Below are 19611 nucleotides of genomic sequence, written 5' to 3'. Positions count from 1 at the left end.
GGTGAGGATACCAGATTTTGTGTTTTATGCTTATTTTTGAGCGAACGTCGAGAAATGAGGCAAAATTGACTAAAAACGACCAAGCCTCCAGTCAATATGCCTCAACGAAAGTATACCAAAAGCAAAGAGAAAGTAAGCAAGCCTTCAAAGCGAATAGTATTGCCTGCTGATATGGAACAGTACCAAAAGCTAGTGAAGGAACCCAAGCTATTCCGAGAATGGGTTGATAAAAATACGACATGCTTTGCTGAGTTGTTCCCAGCAGAGATCGTGAATGGATATGTTCTTCACGACATGCGATCTTCAACAAAAATGCCTGAAATCGCATTGAGAAGAATAGCGATCAAAGAAAGCCAAGCAGTTTATACCATAGCGCCAAGCGGGGTGATGCCCTACATGACCAGCTACACGGACGATGTCGAAAAAGCATTGTTTCTGTTGCGGTTTGGTGTGCCTTATTGGGGTCTGACGTATGTATTCGGGAAAAATGACATGTTTTGGTTTCGGATGTTTTGTCATTTTGGGCGTTACAACATTGTCCAAACAACGGTGAAAGACCTGGAGAAACTACCTGAAGATTTACTTGCAGATGAAAAACATATTTATATCAACGGAGAAAAAGCCTACATTGCCACAACTGTTGCACAAGATTGCGTGCTTGGCGCTTCTATTTCTCTGAGTTCCGACGAAGACGGACTAACAGAGGCTTACGGTCATTTTCAGGAAGAAGCTTTGCATCTAAACCCAGAATACAAACCGAAAACGGTCAACACAGATGGCTGGTCAGCGACGAAAAAGGCTTGGCTCAATCTTTTTCCGCTCATTGTGATGATTGAATGCTTTTTGCACGCCTTTCTCAAAATAAGGAATTGCTGCAAGAAACGCTTCAAGGATATTTATCCCGAAATTGCTCAACGAGTTTGGGATGTCTACAGAGCCATTGATGCCGCGTCTTTCCTCTCTGAGATTGATGCTCTTCAGAAATGGGCAGCAGAAAAACTGCAAGATACGGGCTCGGCTTTGCAATCTGTCTTGAAACTTTGTGCCAAAGCAGACCGCTTTGTTTTGGCTTTTGAGTATCCAAACGCTCATAGAACCAGCACTATGATTGACCGCCATATGCTCCCTATGGACAGGTGGCTTTTTCATACCAAGCATTTTCATGGACATTTACTCTCCGCTGAGAAAGCAACCAGAGCCTGGGCACTCTTTCATAGTTTCTGGCTTTATTGTCCCAGAGCCAATATCCGCAAAAAATTCAAGTCCCCTGCTCACAAACTCAATGGCTTTGTTTATCACGATAATTGGCTTCACAATCTACTGATTTCTACATCCATTGCAGGCTCTAAATGACAACCACAAATTCCGGTAGAACTAGGAATTTTACTATTCGCGGCCAAATGTAGCCGTCAAACCATCGACCAGGGTTTGCCGCTCAACATCCGAAAGGCGCGCCTCAGGATGCGTGATGAGAAAAATGGGCATCGGCATTTCGCCTTTTTGAACGGTCTCGGCGGCTTCATGGGCCTCAGAATCTCCCTGTCCCCACTCGGAGACATTCAATTTCTGGCGGCCTTTTTCAACATCGCGCTGCACAAGCCAGGAAACCGGGGCGATATTGCTGTACCAGGGCCACACGGTTTCGTTGCTGTGGCAATCGGCGCAGGCCCGCTCAAAGAGGGCTTTGGTTTCGGGGCTATTCCAATTGGGTTCGGCAATCACTGGCGGGTTGGCGTGATCGCGGCCGTAGGGCACAAATTGAATTAATATGCCTAAAACGACAATCCCAGCGACCAAACCAACGGCTATTTTCTTGATGAGTTTCATACATTACTCCTGTTTTCTAATTTATCAATACGCGTTGCGTAAGGTTATATGTATTGGAATTATATCGCCGAGTGCTTTTTTAGGTGGGTTAAGGGATTACTCAGGCAGGTTAAATGGCGATTAACGATAGAACTATCCATCGCAGTGTTGATGGTAAAAGTCCCTGGCTGACGCTTTGCTAGACCCTTCGACTTCGTCTCAGGGTGACAACTAATTTTCACCGTCACTTACAAATCATGCACCATCGAGGTTTTTTGTGACCGATTTTGACGCAAGTATTAAAGTTTGCGCACCGATTGGCGCAGGGAGGCGAGGCGCGCTTCGACCAGACCAGGGAGCACGTCGAGGGCGAAGAAGATTCCAGCTCCTTCAGAGACAATCGCTGCCGAGATATTACCGTGCAGCACCGCGTCGAGGGGTTCGTAAGTGCGGCGGTATCCAGCCAGAAAGCCGCCACAGAATGCATCGCCAACACCGGTAGGATTTTCGATGCGGGCGGGATAGGCGGGGATCTCCCAGCGTTCTTTGGTTGCAGCGCTATAGAGCCACTGGCCGCGCTCGCCGCGTTTGATGACGATATTCTCGCAGCCATACGCGGCGAGGGCTTCGGCCATTTCCCACAGGTCTTTGGTATGCCCCTCGAAGAGCGCCCGCAAATCATCTTCGGCGGGGATAAAGGCCGTCAGGCCGGGCATCAGGGTGGGAACATCGTTATAAAACGTGGGATTCATATACCCCGGAGCCGGATCAATAGTAATGGTGGTAATACCTGCCTGTCGCAAAACTGTGGGCAGCAGGCTATGAGTCATGAAATCGAGTGGACAAATATGCACCCCGGATGCATCCAAATATGAATTCGGGATGTCGTTCTGACGCAGGGAAGTCGCGTTGAGATCGGTGCGGCTATCCAGCCCGTGGCTGGTATCTTTGTACCCCAGCAGCGCTTTCGGGAAGGGAATTCCCAGGCGCGCAAAGTGCGGGATGGGGTCGCCGGTGATGCGCGTGATCTTGTCTTTATAGATATAAAAATTGCGCACATCCACGTTTTCGGGCAGAATGTGTACACCACGCGTATCAAAACCGCACGCAGTGAGATCGTCGAGCCAGGCTTGAGGGAAATCTTCGCCGACGCGCGCCAATAATCCGGGCGGCGGTGTCGGCTCCCAGAGTTTTAGCCCCGCGGCGGCATAAGGCACGTCGCCGCCCAGCACATCGAGCACGGGTTCGTCTTCGTGAGTGATATAGTAATCGCGGGTGAGGGTTCCGGCGAGGATGAAGCGGGGGGTTTGAGACATTAGCGGTTGCGGGTTGCGGGTTGAAGGTTTAAAGTTTAAGGTTAGATGTTGTATTCAGTGTGATCTTCGCGGACACGGCGGACGTTCGGTTGGGCTTCGAGATACCGGATGAAACCGTAGAGTTGCCGAGATGTTTGTTCGGCCAGTGCGTAGGCAGAATCAAATTCTTCTTGTGTGATGTATTTTTGATCCAGCGCAATATAAAGTTGTGCCCGCACTTCGCCAGCGGAGGCTTTGGCATGTCCAAGATACTTGATAAACAAAGCCTGAGTAGGGCTTTCGAAACCTTCGGCGATATTGCTCATTACAGAAATAGATGCACGTTGAATCTGGTCTTTGAGACCAAAATCGCGTGAGAATTGCGATTGCCTGGTGAAATTGTAAACCATATTGGTCAGCTCGCGCGCAGTTTGCCAGGCTTTGATTTCTTCAAATCGCATTATTGCCGACATGTTCCCTCTGTGTTGAAAGTTGAAGGTTGAATGTTAAAGGTTTTCTTTGTACACAAATTTTCAACCTTCAACCTGTAACTTTTAACTGAGTATTTTTAATTCCGGCCCTTTCTGCGTGAGCAACTCCGCCGTGCTACAACCAAGTATCTTCCGCGCCGCGGCAATGCCCGTAGCCGTCGCACCCGAAACGCCGTGGCTGAGCGTACTGGCGCCGACCATCAGCAGGCCGTCAATTTCCGTCTGGATGGGGAACGCGCCCGGCCCAACCTGCGTGATGCTCTTGCTGATGCCGTATAAATTGCCGCGCGTGGCGTTGAGATAATGCACATTCGTCAACGGGGTGCCTAAATCCCAAAACTTGATGTGCTTGCTGATGCCCGGCACGCGCCGCTCCAGCGCCTGGAACATCTTCCATGAAAGCTCTTCCTTCATGGCCTGATAATCGCCGGGACGCGCCCCGTATTGGCTGCCCGCCCATTTTTCAAAAGCATCATAGCCCACAAAGGTAAACGCCTCACAAGTGTGATGCCCCGCTGTGGGGCCGCTGGTGTGCATTTTGGAGGGGTCTTTGAGCGTAGTCACGGTCATAAACGTCGCCGGGGGCGTGTCAGCGCGCAGGGCGTGGTCGCTCAGGCCGAGCTTGTAGAGCGCGTCCACATCGGCGTGATCGTAAAACCAGTAATTGCCCGAATCCAGCCCGGCGGCGGCCAGATCCATATCGGTGGCGAAGAACAGGCTCAGGGCCGAGGTCGAATAGTCCACGCGGTCGAGCTTGCGCCGCAGCCGTTTGCTGAGATGCTCGCGCCCCACCATTTTGCCGAGCGTCACTTCGGGGTCGGCGTTGCTGATGACGTATTTTGCGGAAATTTGCGTCCCGTCGCTGAGTTCTACCCCGGTGGCTACCCCGTTTTCGAGCAGGATGCGCCGCACCGACGTTTGCAGTTGAATCTGCCCCCCGGCGCGCCCCAACGCCCGGACGAAGGCGCGCGGGATGACAAAGGCGCCCCCCTTGGGATAGTAGCCCCCCTCGAGGTAATGATGCGTGATCCCCGCATGGATAAACACCGAAACCTGCGAGGGCGGCATACCATGATCGCCCGCCTGCGCCGCCAAAATCCCCTTCAAAACCGGATCAGAAATAAATGCGTCAATCAAATCACCCCCGGAGCGGCGCGCCCACTTGATGACGGAACCCACCCCCGCCGCCGCGCCGAGAACATCCCCCGGCCTTTTGACGCGCCCCATTTGACCGAGATTCTCCATCAGGCCGATCAGCGTGTCGAAATAGCCGTCAATTCCCGCGGCTTCGTGCGGAAAACGCGCCTTGAGCCGATTGATCAAATTCTCGCGCCCTTTGGGAAAATCGAAACGCTCGTCGCCAATAAAAACGTGATCGTATCCATCGGGGTTGAGTTCGCAAAATTCCAGATCTGCCGAGACGCCCAGCCCCTCGTAGGTGCGGCGCAGCGATCCGCCCGATTCCAGGCCGCCGATATAATGCACGCCGGGGCTGAAGCGGTAGCCGTTGAGCGTGAAGGAGTGCGTCCAGCCGCCGGGGACATCGTGCTGCTCGCAGACCAATACTTTTTTGCCCGCCTGTGCCAGCGGAACCGCCGCCGCAAGCCCGCCCGCGCCAGAGCCGATGATGATGACGTCATAATCCATGAGAACTCCTGTTGAAAGTTGAATGTTACAGGTTGAAGGCTATTCTACTACAAGGTTGAGGGTTGAAAATTGAAGGTTAAAGGTTGAATATTCAAAACGACTAACCTTCAACTTTCAGCCTTTAACTTTTAACCGTTATAATACTATCCAAGCTGACCATTACCTGCGCGAGGGGTATTATGACCGAAGAATTTCGCTACGATGTTTTTATCTCCTACAGCCACGCCGATGAAGATTGGGTGGTCAAGACGCTGCTGCCGCGCCTGGAAGCCGCCGGGCTGAAGGTGTGTATTGATTATCGCGACTTTGACGCTGGCAAGCCGAGCATCATCAATATGGAAGACGCCGTAGACCAGAGCCGTTATACGCTATTGGTGCTGACGCCCAACTGGACAGGCAGCGATTGGACAGGGTTTGAATCGGTATTAGTGCAAACCGATGACCCGCTTGGCAGACGTCAAAAAATGATCCCGTTGATGCTGGAAAAATGCGAGCTGCCCAAGCGGATTAAGACCCTGACCTACGTGGATTTCACCCGCCCCGACCGCGCCGAGATCGCCTGGACTCAACTCCTGACCGCCCTCGGCAAACCCCCCGAAGCGCCAACGCCGGATGCCCCGACGTCGCCGACATGGTTTCTGAAACATCCCTACGGCATGCCGCCCAACTTCACCGGCCGCGTGGACGAGCGCGCCGCGCTGACCCAATGGCTGGACAACGACCGCGCGCATCCACTGCGGATGCTGCGCGCCCTGGGCGGCTTCGGCAAATCGGCGCTGGCGTGGCACTGGATCACGCACGATCTCGACGCCCGCTGCTGGCCGCGTCTGGTCTGGTGGGGCTTCTACGACGAGCGCGACTTCACGACTTTTCTAGGCGAAACGCTCGAATATCTGCGTGTAGACGTCGGACGTCTATCCGTCAGCCAGCAAGTGGACGCCCTGCTGCAACTCCTGCGCCAGCCCGGAACCTTGCTGATTCTGGATGGTTTCGAGCGCGCTTTGCGAGCCTATGGCAGTATGAGCGCGGCGTATCAAGACGATGATTCCCCTCTCCCTATGGGAGCGGGCCAGGGTGAGGGGAAATATCAAAGCGGCCGCGACTGCATCTCCCCCCACGCCGAAGCTTTTTTGATGGGCCTGTCGGCCTGGCCGGGACTGCAGAGCAAAGTCCTGCTGACCACGCGCCTGCGCCCGCGCATTCTGGAGACGCGCTACGGCGAACGCTTGCAGGGCTGCGACGAAGATGAACTCACCCAGATGCAGCCCGCCGACGCGGTGGCTTTCTTCCGGGCGCAGGGCATTCGCGGTTCACGCGCCGAAATCGAGCGCATCTGCGCCCCCTACGGATACCATCCCCTCAGCCTGCGCCTGCTGGCCGGGATGATCGCCAATGACCTGCTGCGCCCCGGTGACATCACCATTGCGCAAGGGCTGGACATCAGCGGCGACCTGATCCAGCGCAAAACGCACGTGCTGGCAACCGCCTACGACTCATTGCCTGAAAATGAACGCCTGCTGCTCAGCCGGTTGGCCTGCTTCCGCGGCGCGGTGGAATACGCTGCGATTGCGGCGCTAGCCGATGGAAGCGGTGACGCAAACGAAACCAAGCGCGCCCTGCAGCACCTGCTGGCCCGCGGCCTGATCCACCGCTCGGGCACAACCGCCACGGATCATTCAACTTTTAACCTTCAACCTTCAACGTTTTTTGATCTCCACCCCATCGTGCGGCGCTACGCCTACGCCCACCTGGGGACGGAAGCGCGCGCCGCCACCCACGGGCAACTGGTGATCTATTTTGTGGCCGTCGAAGCCCCGCCCAAGATCGAAAAGCTGGAAGACCTGAACCCGGTCATCGAGCTTTATCACCACACCATCCGCGCTGGGCGTTATGATGATGCACGGACGCTTTTTAGAGATCGGTTAGACAAACCAACATATTTTCAGTTTGGCGCATATCAGCTACAAGTTGAGCTTCTGCGGGCATTATTCCCAGATGGCGAAGACAAATTGCCGCGATTAAAGTCTGAAGCCGAACAGGCTAGTGCGCTGAATGACTTGGCCTTAGTCTACAGCCTGAGCGGCCAGCCGCGCCGCGCCGTCCCGCTGCTTGAGATGCACAACGATATTTACGAAAAAGCAGGTCACAAGAAAAATCTCGCCATCGGCCTGGGGAACCTGGCTCAAATGGCACAACTCCCCATCGGTGCGCTGCGGGAGGCGGAGACCAACCTGCGGCGGCGCATTGATCTGTGCCGCGCAATCGAAGATGAATTCCGTGAAGCCGTCGGCCACCAGGAGTTGGGCCGCACGCTGGCCTATTGCGGCCGTTGGGATCAGGCCGGGCAGGAATTGGACACGGCGATGGCGATGTTTGAAAAGCAAAATAATGTGCAAGGGCAAGGGATAGCCGCCGCCTACCGCGCCCTGCGCGCCTTGCTGATGCTGCGTGAAAGACCCCCCTCGGCCTACGCCCACTCCCCCCGAAATCGGGGGGAGATGTCTTCGCAGGAGACAGTGGGGGGCACCATTAACTTCGCCCGCCGCGCCCTTGAACTCGCCGATGAAGATGCACGTACTGATTATCCTGTCGAACGCGACTTCATACACGCCCACTGGCTGCTGGGGGCATCTTACCGCGCCAATAATGACACTTCGACAAGCTCAGTGCAAGTTCTCGCACAGGCCGAGCGCCATCTCAGCGAGAGTCTGACCCGCTGCCGGGCGATCAATTTGGTGGAAATGGAAGCCGATATTCTGCTCGATCTGGCGCGCCTGCGTTTCGATCAGGGCAACTATGCAGAGAGCCTGCGTCTGGCGGGGGAAGCGTTAATCATCACCGAGCGCAGCGGCTACAAGCTCCAGGGAGCGGATGTGCATTTATTGCTCGCTTCGCTCGCCGTAGAAGGTTACAGGTTGCAGGTTGAAAGTGGGAAAGCGGTCAGCGACCCGGAAGCAGCACGTTATCACGCCGAGCAGGCGCGCGCTTTGGCCTATTGCGATGGGCCGCCGGATTATACGTATAAAGTAGCGTATGATGAAGCGGAAGAACTGTTAAAAAATCTGGGTTGAAGGTTACAGGTTTAAGGTTGAAGGTTCAAACCTTAAACTTTCAACTTTCAACTTTCAACCCAGCGCCAACGCTAAAAATACGTCCTCCAACGTCGCTTCGGCGGGCTGAATTTGAAGTGCCCCCGCATTTAGGGCTTTGCGCAAATCATCGGCGGTGACGTTATCGGTGGTGATAGCGCGTAAATGATCCCCGGCCAAACCGGCGCGTAAAACCCCGGGGCAGTTTTCCAGGCGCAGGATCAATTCGGGGAGGGACGACGCATCCGACGTCAAACCATCCTGACGCTCTAACGTCCCGACGCTGATCACATCCCACGCCAAACCCGGCAAATGATCGCGTTTCAGGCCGGAGGGCGAATCCATCGCCAGTAACTTCCCGGCGCTCATAATCCCCACGCGCCCGCAATATTCGGCTTCGTCCATATAATGCGTGGTCACAAAAGCCGTCACCCCCTCCTCGACAAACTCATAAATCAAATCCCAGAAATCGCGCCGGGCGGTCGGGTCTACGCCCGAGGTGGGTTCATCCAGAAAGAGCAGGCGCGGCCCATGCACAATCGCGGTTGCCAACGCCAAGCGCTGCCGCCAGCCCACCGGCAAATCGGACACGCGCTCGCGGGTCATTTCGCTCAACCCCAGGCGCGCCTGCGTATTCTCGATATGCCCGCGCTCCCGCACGCCATACACCCCGGCGTAGAATTCCAGATTCTCCCGCACGGTCAACTCATCGTACAGGGCGAACTTCTGCGACATATAGCCCACCCGCGAGCGGATCGGTTCTGGCTGCGTCAAAATATCGTAACCCAGCACCGTCGCGCTCCCCGCGCTGGGGCGCAGCAGCCCCAACAACATGCGGATGGTGGTGGTCTTGCCGGAGCCGTTTGGCCCCAAATAGCCCAGCACCTCCCCGGCGCGCACTTCAAAAGTTACGCCATCCACGGCGGTGAAATCGCCGAACTTTTTGGTCAAGTCTTGAGTCTGAATTACGGTTTCCATAAGCATCTCAAAATCTACCACGGAGCCACAGAGTACACTGAGAAAAAAGAAAAATCTCTGTGGTTATTCTTCCAGTAAAGCGATGAAGACATCCTCAAGGCCGGGATGGACTTCTTTTATGGATGAAATCTCGGCCCCGGCCTGATGCGCCGCCCCGGTGAGATTCGCCATCACCGCGCCGGATGTTCCGGCCTGTACCCGCAGGTGGAGCCTGTCGCCGAAAGTTTGCACACTCTCGATGCCATCCAGCCCCTCAGCCGCGCGCCGCAGGCGCATGAGCGGCGCCCCGCGCACTTCCAGAATCCGCCCCGCCAGACGCTCGCGCAAAACTTTGGGTTTATCTTCCACTACCAGACGCCCATCTTTCATAAAGCCAACATACGTGCAGCGCACTGCTTCATCCATATAGGGTGTACTCACCAATACCGAGACACCCCCCTCACCCTGGCCTGCGCTGCGCTCCGGACTCCCCTCTCCCACTGGGAGATGGGAAGGGGGTGAGGGCGCCACCAACTTAATAATCAACTGCCAAAAATCCTGCCGTGTCACCGGGTCTACGCCGCCGGTCGGTTCGTCGAGCAGCAGCACGCGCGGGCGGTGTATCAGCGCCGAGGCCAGTCCCAACTTCTGCTTCATCCCGCCTGAAAGTTGCCCGGCGCGGCGGTCGATGAATTCGGCCAGACCCACAAATTCGAGAATTTCCATCGCCCGGGCGTGCCACTCGCCGCGCGGGATGCCGCGCACCTCCGCAAAAAAGCGGATATTCTCCAGCACGGTCAATTCCTCATACAGCGAGAATTTCTGCGAGAGATAGCCGATCTGCTCGCGGGCGCGGTCGGGGTCTTCCAACATCGAATGACCACCGACTGAGATTGCACCGCACTCCGGGCGCATGGCGCCACACAACAGGCGCATGGTGGTCGTCTTGCCTGCCCCATCCGGGCCAACCAGTCCGTAAATCTCCCCGGCGCGCACTTGCAGGCTGAGATCGTTTACCGCCACCGTCTCGCCGAAGCGCTTGGTGATATTTTGTGCGTGAATGAGTATATTGTTCATAGTTGGGTTGAAAGTTGAATATTGAAGGCTGCAGGTTGGCGAATGACAAAAACCTTCAACATTCAACCTGTAACCTTCAACGTAAACCCCGATTACCTATTCACTAAAAGAAACATCCGCTGGCATACCGGGTTTGAGCTTGCCATCCGGGTCGCTGACCGAAAGCTCCACCGCAAAAACCGTGCTGCGTCGGCCCTCGGCAGTTTGCACATTGCGGGGGGTGAACTCGGCCTGATCGGCGATGCGCGTGACGGTGGCACTGAAGGTTATATCGGGGAAAGAATCGACTGTCACGGCGACCTCATCGCCCAGTGAAACTTCGCCATAGCGGTCTTCGGGCACATAAACGGTAATGCTCAAATTTTCAAGGCGCGCCAGAGTGAGCAAGGGTACGCCCGGCTGAACGACCTCGCCCGGCTCCACGGCGCGGTAGAGTACCTTGCCATCGGCTGGGGCGCTGATGGTGAATTTTTCCAACTGGGCCAGGGTAACATTTACCACAGCCTGGGCGCTCTCCACGGCGGCCTGAGCAACGGCCAACTCCTCGATGCTGGCGCCGGATTCTGCCAAAGCTAGTTGCGCCTGAGCGTTAGACAAACGCGCCTCGGCCTGTGCCAACACATCGGGGTGAGGGCCGTCGGCCATTTCTTCATAATAGCGTTCGGCATTCGCCAGCGCGGCCTGCGCGGCTTGCAAATCGGCGGCGGCCTGTTCCACATTGATCTCATCCGCGGTCCCGGTCAGATTATTGAGCAGGCGCACAGCATCGTCATACTCTTCTTGTGCCTGGGCTTTCCGGCTTAAATAGTTGGCGCGCGTCAGATCGGTTTCCGGCTTATCGGCGTAGGGTTCATAATCGTCAATCGCCTTGTCCAGTTTATCTCTGGCCAAAGCCAAATTAGCCTCCGCCTGCTCAACATCGGTGATTGGCGATGATTTTTGGTAATTATCATATTTCCGTTGCGCATCACGTACCGCATCACGGGCATTGGCGATATTTTGCAGCGCATCGGCGCGGGCCGCATCCAGATTATCGTAGAGCGCATCCAGTGCTTGCTGCGCATTGACAACTTCCATCTCGGCGGCAGCGGTGGCAGCCAGGCGTTTCTCCGGCGAATACCCTGCGGCAATGAGATTATAGTTGGCTTGCGCCTGTTTGAAGGCCGCTTCGGTTTGAGCAAGCTGCGCCGAGAGCATGTCATCATTGAAGCGCACCAGAACATCGCCAACAGTCACCTGATCGCCTTCATCGGCCAGAATTTCGACGATGCGCCCGCCAATCTCCGGGGCGATGACCACTTCCACAGCCTCCACCGTGCCTGAGGCGGTCAGGCCGGTTGTGCCTTCCCTGGCGACATAGGCAAAGTAATACACTGTGGCGGCAATGATTGCCAAAATAACAATTATGGGCATGAAACGGCTGATTTTGTTTTTCATAAGTTCCTCCATAGGGGTTGAAGGTTAAAAGTTGCAAGTTTAGGTTATAAATATCACCACGGAGACACAAAGATCACAGAGATTTTTTTTATGAGAGTTCGAGACAAACCCTTTGTGTTTTCTGACTTACTTTGTGTACTCTGTGCCTTTGTGGTGAATTTTTAGTCCAATCGTTTGCGGAAGCGCACCGCCGCCGCGGACATGAGGACGATACCAAAAATGGTCAGGGCGATAATTTCATTTTTCAGCGCAAGCACGCTGGCGCCTTTGAGCATCAGCGAGCGAATAATCACCAAATAATAGCGCAGGGGCAGTACATACGAAATCCAGCGCAGCACCAGCGGCATGGCCTCCAGCGGGAAGAAGAAGCCGGAGAGGAAGAGCGTCGGCAAGAGCAGCATCCACACCGTCAGCATGGCTTCTTGCTGAGTGTTGGCAATCGTCGAGGCCAGCAGGCCGATGCTCAGGCTGGTGATGAGAAACAGGCCGGAGAGCAGCAAAATCAACGTCAGGCTGCCGCGGATCGGCACATGAAACCACCACGAACCAATCACCAACACTTCGACGGTATTGGTCATCGCCAAAATCACATAGGGCAGCAGCTTGCCGACGACCAGTTCCCAGGGGCGAATCGGCGTGACGATGAGCTGCTCCATCGTGCCGCGCTCGCGCTCGCGCACAATTGTGGTTGCCGTCAGGATGGATGTGATCGCGAAGAGAATCATGCCGATGATGGCGGGGACCATGAAATAGGCATCGATCAGATCGGGGTTGTACCAGACCTGCGTGCGCACCTCAAGGGGGAGTGCCGTCGAGATGGGGATACCCGCCTGACTGAGACGTTCCTGTTGAATTTTGGTGCCAAATTGCCAGCCAATTTGCTGCGCGGCCGCCAGAGCGGTGGATGCCGCCGCGGGATCAGAGCCGTCGAAAATGAAGAAGATTTCGGCCTGGCCGCTGCCCTGAATGAGGGTGCTGTAGTTCGGGGGGATGATCATCCCCAGGCGCGCCTCACCCGCCTCGATTAAGTCCCGAATCTCCGCCTCGGAATCCACGTCAAAGGCAATCGCAAAATAATCCGCGGCGCGGTAGGCATCCAACAGGGCGCGCGCCGCCGGGCCGCGATCCTGATCGAAAACGGCCATCGGCAGGTTGCGCACATCGTTGGTGGCGGCGTATCCGAGCAGAAACAACTGCATAATTGGGATCAGCAGCGCCAGCATCAACGTGCGTGGGTCGCGCCAGATTTGGATAAATTCCTTGCGGATAATGGAACTCAGGCGGGAGTTGAACATAAGTACACCGTTTCAGGTTAGTCGAGCCGTTTGCGGAAGCGTAGAGAGGCGCCGCCCATCAGGATAATGCCGAAGCCGATCAGCGCCAGAATTTCGGTTTGCAATGAGGCAATGCCAACGCCTTTGACCAGCAGGGCGCGGATAATGCGCAGATAATAGGTTAGCGGGATGGCTGCCGAAATCCATTGCAGCCAGGTGGGCATCGCCTCGACCGGGAAGAGATAGCCCGAAAGCATGATCGCCGGAAGCATGGTGGCGAAAACCGTAATCATAGCCTCTTGCTGGGTGTTGGCGATGGTGGAGGCCAGCAGCCCGATGCCCAGGCTGGTGAGCAAAAACAACCCGGAAAGCGCCAGCAGCAGGCCCAAACCGCTGCGCACCGGTACACCGAACCACCACGAACCAACAAAGAGCGTCGCCAGGGTATTGAGCAGGGCGATCAGCACATAGGGCGAAATTTTGCCGATGACCAGTTCCCAGGGACGGATGGGTGTGACAATGAGCTGCTCGATGGTGCCGCGTTCACGCTCGCGTACCACCGCCGAGGCCGTCAGAATGGCGGTAATCATATACAAAATCTGGCCGATCAGACCCGGCACGAAGAAGAAGGCATCTTCCAGATCGGGGTTGTACCAGACCTGCGTGCGGATTTCGACCGGCGTTTCGATGGCATCGGCCATGCCCGCTTTTTCGAGGCGCTCTAGCTGAATAGCAGTGCTATGCTGATTGCCAATTTGCTGGGCTGCGGCGAGAGCGGTTTGGGTGGAAGTGGCGTCCGAACCATCGAAGACGAAAATGACTTCGGTTTCATCCTCCGCGTTGAGCTTCTTCCCATAATCCGGGGGGATAATCAAACCGACGCGCGCCTCGCCATCGTCAATCAACTGGCGGATGTCGGCTTCGGAAGCCACATCGAAGGCAATCAAAAAATAATCCGAGGCACGGTAGGCATCCAACAGGGCACGCGCTTCCGGGCCGCGGTCCTGATCGAAGACGGCCATCGGCAGATTGCGCACATCGTTGGTGGCAGCATACCCCAGCATAAAGAGCTGCATCACCGGAATCAGCAAGGCAATCACCAGAGTGCGAGGATCGCGCCAAATCTGGATAAATTCCTTGCGCATGAGGGAGGCCAAACGCGTGTTGAACATAGTCATGGGTTAAAAGTTACAGGTTGGCAAGTTATACAGTTTGACTACCCACCATCTGCTATAATGCCGTGCAAATAAATATCGACAAAATATTCGACATCATTTTCACGGAATTCAGGCGGGGCAGACGATCCCATGATGACATCCGTAAGATGATAGGAAATGAACAAACCCACAAAAGTGCGGATGATCATCGGAATGGGAATAGGACGCAAGTTGCTCTCGGGCGGTAGAACTTTGGCGAGAACAGTGATTTCATACGGCAATAGCTCGGCGAAAAGCTCCTGTGTGTGGATATTTTTAAACTCGACGATTTCGATGAACATCAGGTTGAGGAAGTGCGGTCGGCTCTTGAGCGCGGCCAACATTTGTTCGGCGGCACTGCGCACAAATTCTTCGACGGTTTGGCCCTGGGCCTGTTCGATGGCGGGCAGTACATCGTGGTATGGATGGTAGGCCAAAAAAACGGCCTCGAAAATATCTTCTTTGCCGGAGAAATGATTGTAAATCCCGCCGACAGCAATCCCGGCTTCTTCGGCAATCTGGCGCATGGATGTACCATGATAGCCCTGGCGCACAAACAAAGTATGTGCCGCCTGAATAATGCTCTCGCGGGTAAGCTCACCTTTGGTAATATCTTGAGTCATACATCATCCTGGTATAAAATGAACGAACGTTCGTTTTTATAATAGCAATTCTTTGGAAGCTTGTCAAGTCCCAACGTAGTCCCTATGACTCCCCGATTTGTGGATAAACGTAAGCCATAATTAGTGCACAGAAAAAAATCAGTTTCCAGGAGTTCTTTATGCCAGCAGCAGATTTCATCTCCGAGAGTGTGCTCCAAAAATTACAGAGCGTCTACGAACGCATCCAAAAGAATAATCCCATCCCCAGCGATTTATCGCCGATTGGGGTTGCTTTTAACTCATTGAGCATCAACGCAGAAGCGGGGCCTGATCTAAAGCCCGGTGAAATTCTGTTAAAGGAAAACGATATTGGTCACGCCATGTACTGGGTTGAATCGGGCGTATTGGCTATTCTTCAGGGCGATCTCGCTAATCCGCGGCTGCTGGCTTTCCGCTATGCGGGTGAAATCATCGGGGAGATGGCCTTGCTCGAAGAGTTGCCGCGTATGGCGACCGCGGTCGCCATTCATCCCGCGCGGCTCAAATCGCTTAGCCAGGAAGCATTTCAGGCGTTATTACCGCGCTTGCCCGAATTTTCGATTGAACTTATGCGTTTGCTCAGTTCACGCTTGCGCGAAATCCAGGCGCCGGAGCAGAATACCATCGATACCGGCCTGCACGATCCGCTGACCGGCGCGCTAACCCGCCAAACTTTTGATGCCCGTTTGGGTGAAGAAATCGAGCGCGCCCGCCTCTATGAGCACTCGCTGGCCCTGGTATTCATAGACCTGGATTGGTTCAAGGAAGTTAACGACCGCTTTGGGCATATCCGCGGCGATGAGTTTTTGGTGGCATTTGTCCAGCGGGTGTTATACAGCATTCGCGTCAACGATTTGCTCTTTCGCTATGGGGGAGATGAGTTCATCCTGATTTTACCGGGCATGAATAGCGTTAATGCGATCATTCTGATACAGCGCATTTTAAACCACTTCCGTTCGGAGCCAGTTTTACACGATCCGCCGCTGAAGCTTTCTTTCAGCGCGGGAATTGCCTATTTCCCAAACGACGCCGACCAACTCGAGGCGCTGATAGAAACTGCCGATCAGCGCGTTTACCAGGCCAAGAAGAATGGGCGCGGCCAGGTGGTTGGAACCCCCGCAGGAAGCGCATAGTGCGTTACAATAAAAGCTATGGATAAGATTACCCTGATTGCAACCACATCGTTCGGGCTTGAAGCAATTGTTAAGCGCGAAGTACAGGCTTTGGGCTTCGATGTGTCGAATGTGTCGAATGGAAAAATAGAATTCACAGCTACGCCCGATGAAATTCCACGCGCCAATTTATGGCTGCGCAGCGCCGACCGCGTGTTGCTAAAAATGGGCGAATTTCGGGCAGAGACCTTTGATGAGCTTTTTGAGCAAATCAAAACACTGCCCTGGGAAAACTGGATCACGCAAGATGGTCAATTTACGGTAACTGGCACGGCAGTCAAATCGAAACTGGGCAGCGTGCGCGCCTGTCAGGCCATCACCAAAAAATCTGTTGTGGAGCGGCTCAAGAAGGCTTATCGGGTGGAATGGTTCGACGAAACCGGGCCGGAATTTACGATTAAGATTTCCATGTTGAAAGACATTGCCACGCTGACCATTGACACCTCCGGTGTGGGTCTGCACAAACGCGGGTATCGCACCCTCACAGGGGAAGCTGCGCTCAAAGAGACTTTGGCAGCCGCGCTGGTGCAACTCAGTTTCTATAATAAAGAACGCCTGCTGATAGACCCCATGTGTGGCTCCGGGACGATTTTGATTGAAGCCGCCATGATCGCCCGCAATATGGCGCCCGGCCTCAACCGTAAATTTGCATCCGAGCGCTGGCCGGGGATTCCGCATGTGGCATGGGTGCGGGCGCGCAACGCGGCGCGTTCAGCGATGGATCAGGAAAGCGAATTGCAAATCTTCGGCTACGATATTGACGAAGAAGCCATCCGGGCGAGCAAGGTAAATGCCAAAAAAGCCGGAGTAGGGAAAAATATTGTCTTCGAGCAAAAAGACATCAAAGATTTATGGATTGATAAGCCCAATGGCATCCTCATCTCTAATCCACCCTATGGTGTCAAAATGGGGGCATTCCAGGAACTCAACCAGATATATATTTCATTACACAAGACTTTCAAGAAGAAAACAGGCTGGTCAATCTATATACTGACCGGCGACAAAAAATTCCCCGATTATTTCAAGCGCGCCCGACCCGACCGCGTGCGCAAGTTGTTTAATGCCAATATCGAAGTGACTTATTATCAGTATTTTGGGGAAAGGCCATCCTAAACAGCGAACGCGAAAGGCCTACGAATACGCTTGACTGCAACGCGCAGCCATGATGAAATCGTTGCGGTGCAATCCTCCAATTACGTGAGTCCACCAGGTTACAGTAACACGCCCCCACTCTGTCAACAGCGCCGGGTGGTGATCCTCTGTTTCGGCAAGTTCGCCAATCTGGTTGGTGAAGGCCAATGCCTGGGCAAAATCCCCAAACTTGAAATCTCGCGCCAACCGCTGGATTCCTTCCCGCTCCACAACTTGCCATTCTGGCAATAAACGGTGGAGTTCCTTGATCTCCCGTTCCGAAAGCGCCGGTTCCCCGCCGCGGCAAGGAACACATTTCAATTCCGCCAGCGAGCGCATAAATTTAGCCCAGTTGGGTGATCTGGCGCAAAAAGCTAAAGACGGTAACGCCCAGTTTTACGCCTTCACCGGCGCTCAAATTCAGGCCTTCGTCTTCGGCACGTTGGAGCAGTAAATGAGCCGCTCCAAGACCCGTCAGCGCCCCGATGAGCGCGCCGATGAGCAGGATTTTGGATTTTGGATTGGATTCAGGGGTTGAATTTGGAGTAGTCATTGCATTTTTTGCCCTTAGACAATTATCAAATATCTATGTAGAAAACAGGCAGCCACAAGTTTTTTCCTGATTTCCTGGCTTCTTTCTGGAAATTTAAATTAGCTATTTTTTGAAAACCGAGCGGAAAGCGCGCCAGGCGGCTGAAAAACTACCCAGTTTCAGGGAAGGTTCGGCCAGTTTGTCGGCTGCACGATGCGTGCCTTCTTCGATACGGGTGAAGAAGTATTGCACTATTAACATTTTGGGAGGCAGTATCTTCACCAAATAGCCTGTGCCATAGGCCAACCCACCCACCAGCGCCAGGGGGATTACAGCCATCAAGATCGACGGACATAGCACAAGTATCAGCGAAGCATCGGCGGGCTGACTGACATTGCCGCCGCCAGCGGCCACAATCAGCGACCAGACCGCCAGCCCAAGGATCATCAAAACGCCCAGGGAGAGTGGCAGCCAAATTTGCCACAGGCTTTCTTTGCGGTGCGTCCGTTGCGTAACAGGGTTGCGTGGGGGTTGTTGTGCTTGCATGGTAGTTGTATTTTAGCACAAATGAAACCACATCCCTCCGAGATTTTGAAAATCTCGGAGGGATTAATTAAATCAAATTGCATTTTGTTCCGAAATTGCAACCTGCTATTGACATTCGGACGCCCAACATCTAAACTGTAGCCATGCTTGCACGAATATTTTCTTGCGCTGTAATTGGTTTGGATGGCGTGGTCGTCGAAGTGGAAGTGGATGCCAGCCGTGGGATGCCGCATATCACCATCGTCGGCCTGCCCGATGCCGCCGTGCAAGAAAGCCGCGAGCGCGTCCAGGCTGCCATCAAAAACTCAGGGCTGGAATTCCCGCGCAAGCGACTTACTGTTAATCTGGCTCCGGCTTCAGTGCGCAAGGCAGGCCCAGCTTACGATCTACCGATTGCGGTGGGGGTACTGGTCGCCAGCCGCCAAATTCCAGCGCAGGCTGTTGAGAAGGCCATGATGATCGGCGAGCTCTCGCTGGATGGGAGTGTACGTCATGTGCGCGGGGTTTTACCGATGGCCGCTTTAGCACGCGCAGAAGGCTTTAAACGGATATTTGTTCCCGAGGTGGATGCACCAGAAGCCGCGCTGATCCCGGATATGGATGTGATTCCTGTTCCCTCGCTGACGGCACTGCGGGACCACTTCACAGGTGGGGTGCAGTTATCCCCGAACATGGATTCTGCCTCCGAGGGGAGCGCCAACATCATCCCCATCACCGATTTTAAAGAAGTCAAAGGGCAAGAGCAGGTCAAACGCGCCCTCGAAGTTTCCGCAGCCGGGGGGCATAATCTTCTGATGGTTGGGCCTCCGGGGTCTGGTAAAACCTTGTTGGCGCGCGCCCTGCCTGGGGTCCTGCCCCACATGAGCATCGACGAAGCCCTGGATGTCACCCGCATCTACTCTATCGCCGATCAACTCCCAGCCGATGTACCGCTCATCCAACAGCGGCCATTCCGTGCACCGCATCATACCATCTCGCACGCCGGGTTGGTGGGCGGCGGCAACTGGCCCTCGCCGGGGGAAATTTCGCTGGCACACCGCGGCGTACTCTTTCTCGATGAGTTTCCCGAATTTGGTAGCCGCGTACTCGAAGTCATGCGCCAGCCCCTCGAAGATAAGCATGTCACAATCTCACGGGCGCAAGGCTCACTGACCTTCCCGGCTAATTTTCAACTGATTGCGGCCATGAATCCATGCCCGTGTGGCTACGCGGGCGATTCCATCAAAGAGTGTACCTGCTCGAACCAGGTCATCACCCGTTACCAAAAGCGCATCTCCGGGCCGATGCTCGACCGCATTGACATCCACATCGAGGTGCCGC

At 54.7% G+C, this 19611-nt stretch carries 18 protein-coding genes; 5 read left to right on the top strand and 13 right to left on the bottom strand.

Features of this window, described 5'->3' with window-relative positions:
* The first annotated feature begins 96 nt into the window (after positions 1-96).
* Positions 97-1353: a hypothetical protein gene (locus tag HN413_16695; GenBank protein MBT3392039.1), complete on the top strand. Its 1257-nt coding sequence runs from the start codon at positions 97-99 to the stop codon at positions 1351-1353.
* A 33-nt stretch (positions 1354-1386) separates the two neighbouring features.
* Here HN413_16695 and HN413_16690 read toward each other — a convergent pair whose 3' ends face one another.
* The 4 genes from HN413_16690 to HN413_16675 all read right to left on the bottom strand — a co-directional run bounded on the left by HN413_16690 (position 1387) and on the right by HN413_16675 (position 5239).
* Positions 1387-1827, bottom strand: a complete 441-nt coding sequence (locus tag HN413_16690; protein MBT3392038.1) for a heme-binding domain-containing protein — start codon at positions 1825-1827, stop codon at positions 1387-1389.
* Between the two features lie 278 nt (positions 1828-2105).
* Entirely contained in the window at positions 2106-3122 is a 1017-nt protein-coding gene (locus tag HN413_16685) for a carbohydrate kinase family protein (protein ID MBT3392037.1), read from the bottom strand.
* 41 nt (positions 3123-3163) lie between these two features.
* The gene (locus HN413_16680) at positions 3164-3574 is read right to left on the bottom strand and encodes a four helix bundle protein (GenBank protein ID MBT3392036.1); all 411 of its coding nucleotides are present in this window, start codon (positions 3572-3574) and stop codon (positions 3164-3166) included.
* Positions 3575-3655: 81 nt separating this feature from the next.
* Positions 3656-5239, bottom strand: a complete 1584-nt coding sequence (locus HN413_16675) for an NAD(P)/FAD-dependent oxidoreductase (GenBank protein ID MBT3392035.1) — start codon at positions 5237-5239, stop codon at positions 3656-3658.
* Between the two features lie 179 nt (positions 5240-5418).
* On the opposite strand from HN413_16675, the gene HN413_16670 reads away from it, so the two are divergent.
* Complete coding sequence (locus HN413_16670) at positions 5419-8310, top strand: TIR domain-containing protein (protein MBT3392034.1); 2892 nt, start codon at positions 5419-5421, stop codon at positions 8308-8310.
* Between the two features lie 54 nt (positions 8311-8364).
* Here HN413_16670 and HN413_16665 read toward each other — a convergent pair whose 3' ends face one another.
* The 6 genes from HN413_16665 to HN413_16640 form a co-directional block, all read right to left on the bottom strand.
* On the bottom strand, positions 8365-9306 hold the full coding sequence (locus tag HN413_16665) for an ABC transporter ATP-binding protein (protein MBT3392033.1): 942 nt from the start codon (positions 9304-9306) through the stop codon (positions 8365-8367).
* A gap of 63 nt (positions 9307-9369) precedes the next feature.
* Positions 9370-10347: an ABC transporter ATP-binding protein gene (locus HN413_16660; GenBank protein MBT3392032.1), complete on the bottom strand. Its 978-nt coding sequence runs from the start codon at positions 10345-10347 to the stop codon at positions 9370-9372.
* Positions 10348-10458: 111 nt separating this feature from the next.
* Positions 10459-11799 carry an HlyD family efflux transporter periplasmic adaptor subunit gene (locus HN413_16655; GenBank protein ID MBT3392031.1) on the bottom strand — a complete coding sequence of 447 codons (1341 nt, stop codon included), beginning with the start codon at positions 11797-11799 and terminating at the stop codon, positions 10459-10461.
* 161 nt (positions 11800-11960) lie between these two features.
* On the bottom strand, positions 11961-13094 hold the full coding sequence (locus HN413_16650; protein MBT3392030.1) for an ABC transporter permease: 1134 nt from the start codon (positions 13092-13094) through the stop codon (positions 11961-11963).
* Between the two features lie 17 nt (positions 13095-13111).
* Complete coding sequence (locus HN413_16645; GenBank protein MBT3392029.1) at positions 13112-14245, bottom strand: ABC transporter permease; 1134 nt, start codon at positions 14243-14245, stop codon at positions 13112-13114.
* Between the two features lie 44 nt (positions 14246-14289).
* A complete protein-coding gene (locus HN413_16640) occupies positions 14290-14892 on the bottom strand; it encodes a TetR/AcrR family transcriptional regulator (protein MBT3392028.1) in 603 nt (200 codons plus the stop codon).
* 158 nt (positions 14893-15050) lie between these two features.
* Here HN413_16640 and HN413_16635 point away from each other — a divergent pair, with 158 nt between their 5' ends.
* Together HN413_16635 and HN413_16630 are read left to right on the top strand one after the other, a co-directional pair.
* Complete coding sequence (locus tag HN413_16635) at positions 15051-16043, top strand: GGDEF domain-containing protein (protein ID MBT3392027.1); 993 nt, start codon at positions 15051-15053, stop codon at positions 16041-16043.
* Between the two features lie 18 nt (positions 16044-16061).
* The gene (locus tag HN413_16630; protein ID MBT3392026.1) at positions 16062-17195 is read left to right on the top strand and encodes a class I SAM-dependent RNA methyltransferase; all 1134 of its coding nucleotides are present in this window, start codon (positions 16062-16064) and stop codon (positions 17193-17195) included.
* Between the two features lie 18 nt (positions 17196-17213).
* On the opposite strand, the gene HN413_16625 is transcribed toward HN413_16630, so the two are convergent.
* The 3 genes from HN413_16625 to HN413_16615 form a co-directional block, all read right to left on the bottom strand.
* A complete protein-coding gene (locus tag HN413_16625) occupies positions 17214-17552 on the bottom strand; it encodes a 4a-hydroxytetrahydrobiopterin dehydratase (GenBank protein MBT3392025.1) in 339 nt (112 codons plus the stop codon).
* A 4-nt stretch (positions 17553-17556) separates the two neighbouring features.
* Positions 17557-17766 (bottom strand): hypothetical protein, encoded by a 210-nt coding sequence (locus HN413_16620; GenBank protein ID MBT3392024.1) that lies wholly within the window; start codon positions 17764-17766, stop codon positions 17557-17559.
* 102 nt (positions 17767-17868) lie between these two features.
* Positions 17869-18291 (bottom strand): hypothetical protein, encoded by a 423-nt coding sequence (locus tag HN413_16615; protein MBT3392023.1) that lies wholly within the window; start codon positions 18289-18291, stop codon positions 17869-17871.
* A 143-nt stretch (positions 18292-18434) separates the two neighbouring features.
* On the opposite strand from HN413_16615, the gene HN413_16610 reads away from it, so the two are divergent.
* A partial coding sequence (locus HN413_16610) for a YifB family Mg chelatase-like AAA ATPase (GenBank protein ID MBT3392022.1) occupies positions 18435-19611 on the top strand: 1177 nt, incomplete at its 3' end.

This window comes from Chloroflexota bacterium (genome assembly GCA_018648225.1).
In the GTDB taxonomy this organism is placed as follows: Bacteria; Chloroflexota; Anaerolineae; order Anaerolineales; family UBA11858; genus NIOZ-UU35.
Note: the sequence above shows the minus strand (reverse complement) of the source record. Positions and strands in the feature narration are given on the sequence as shown.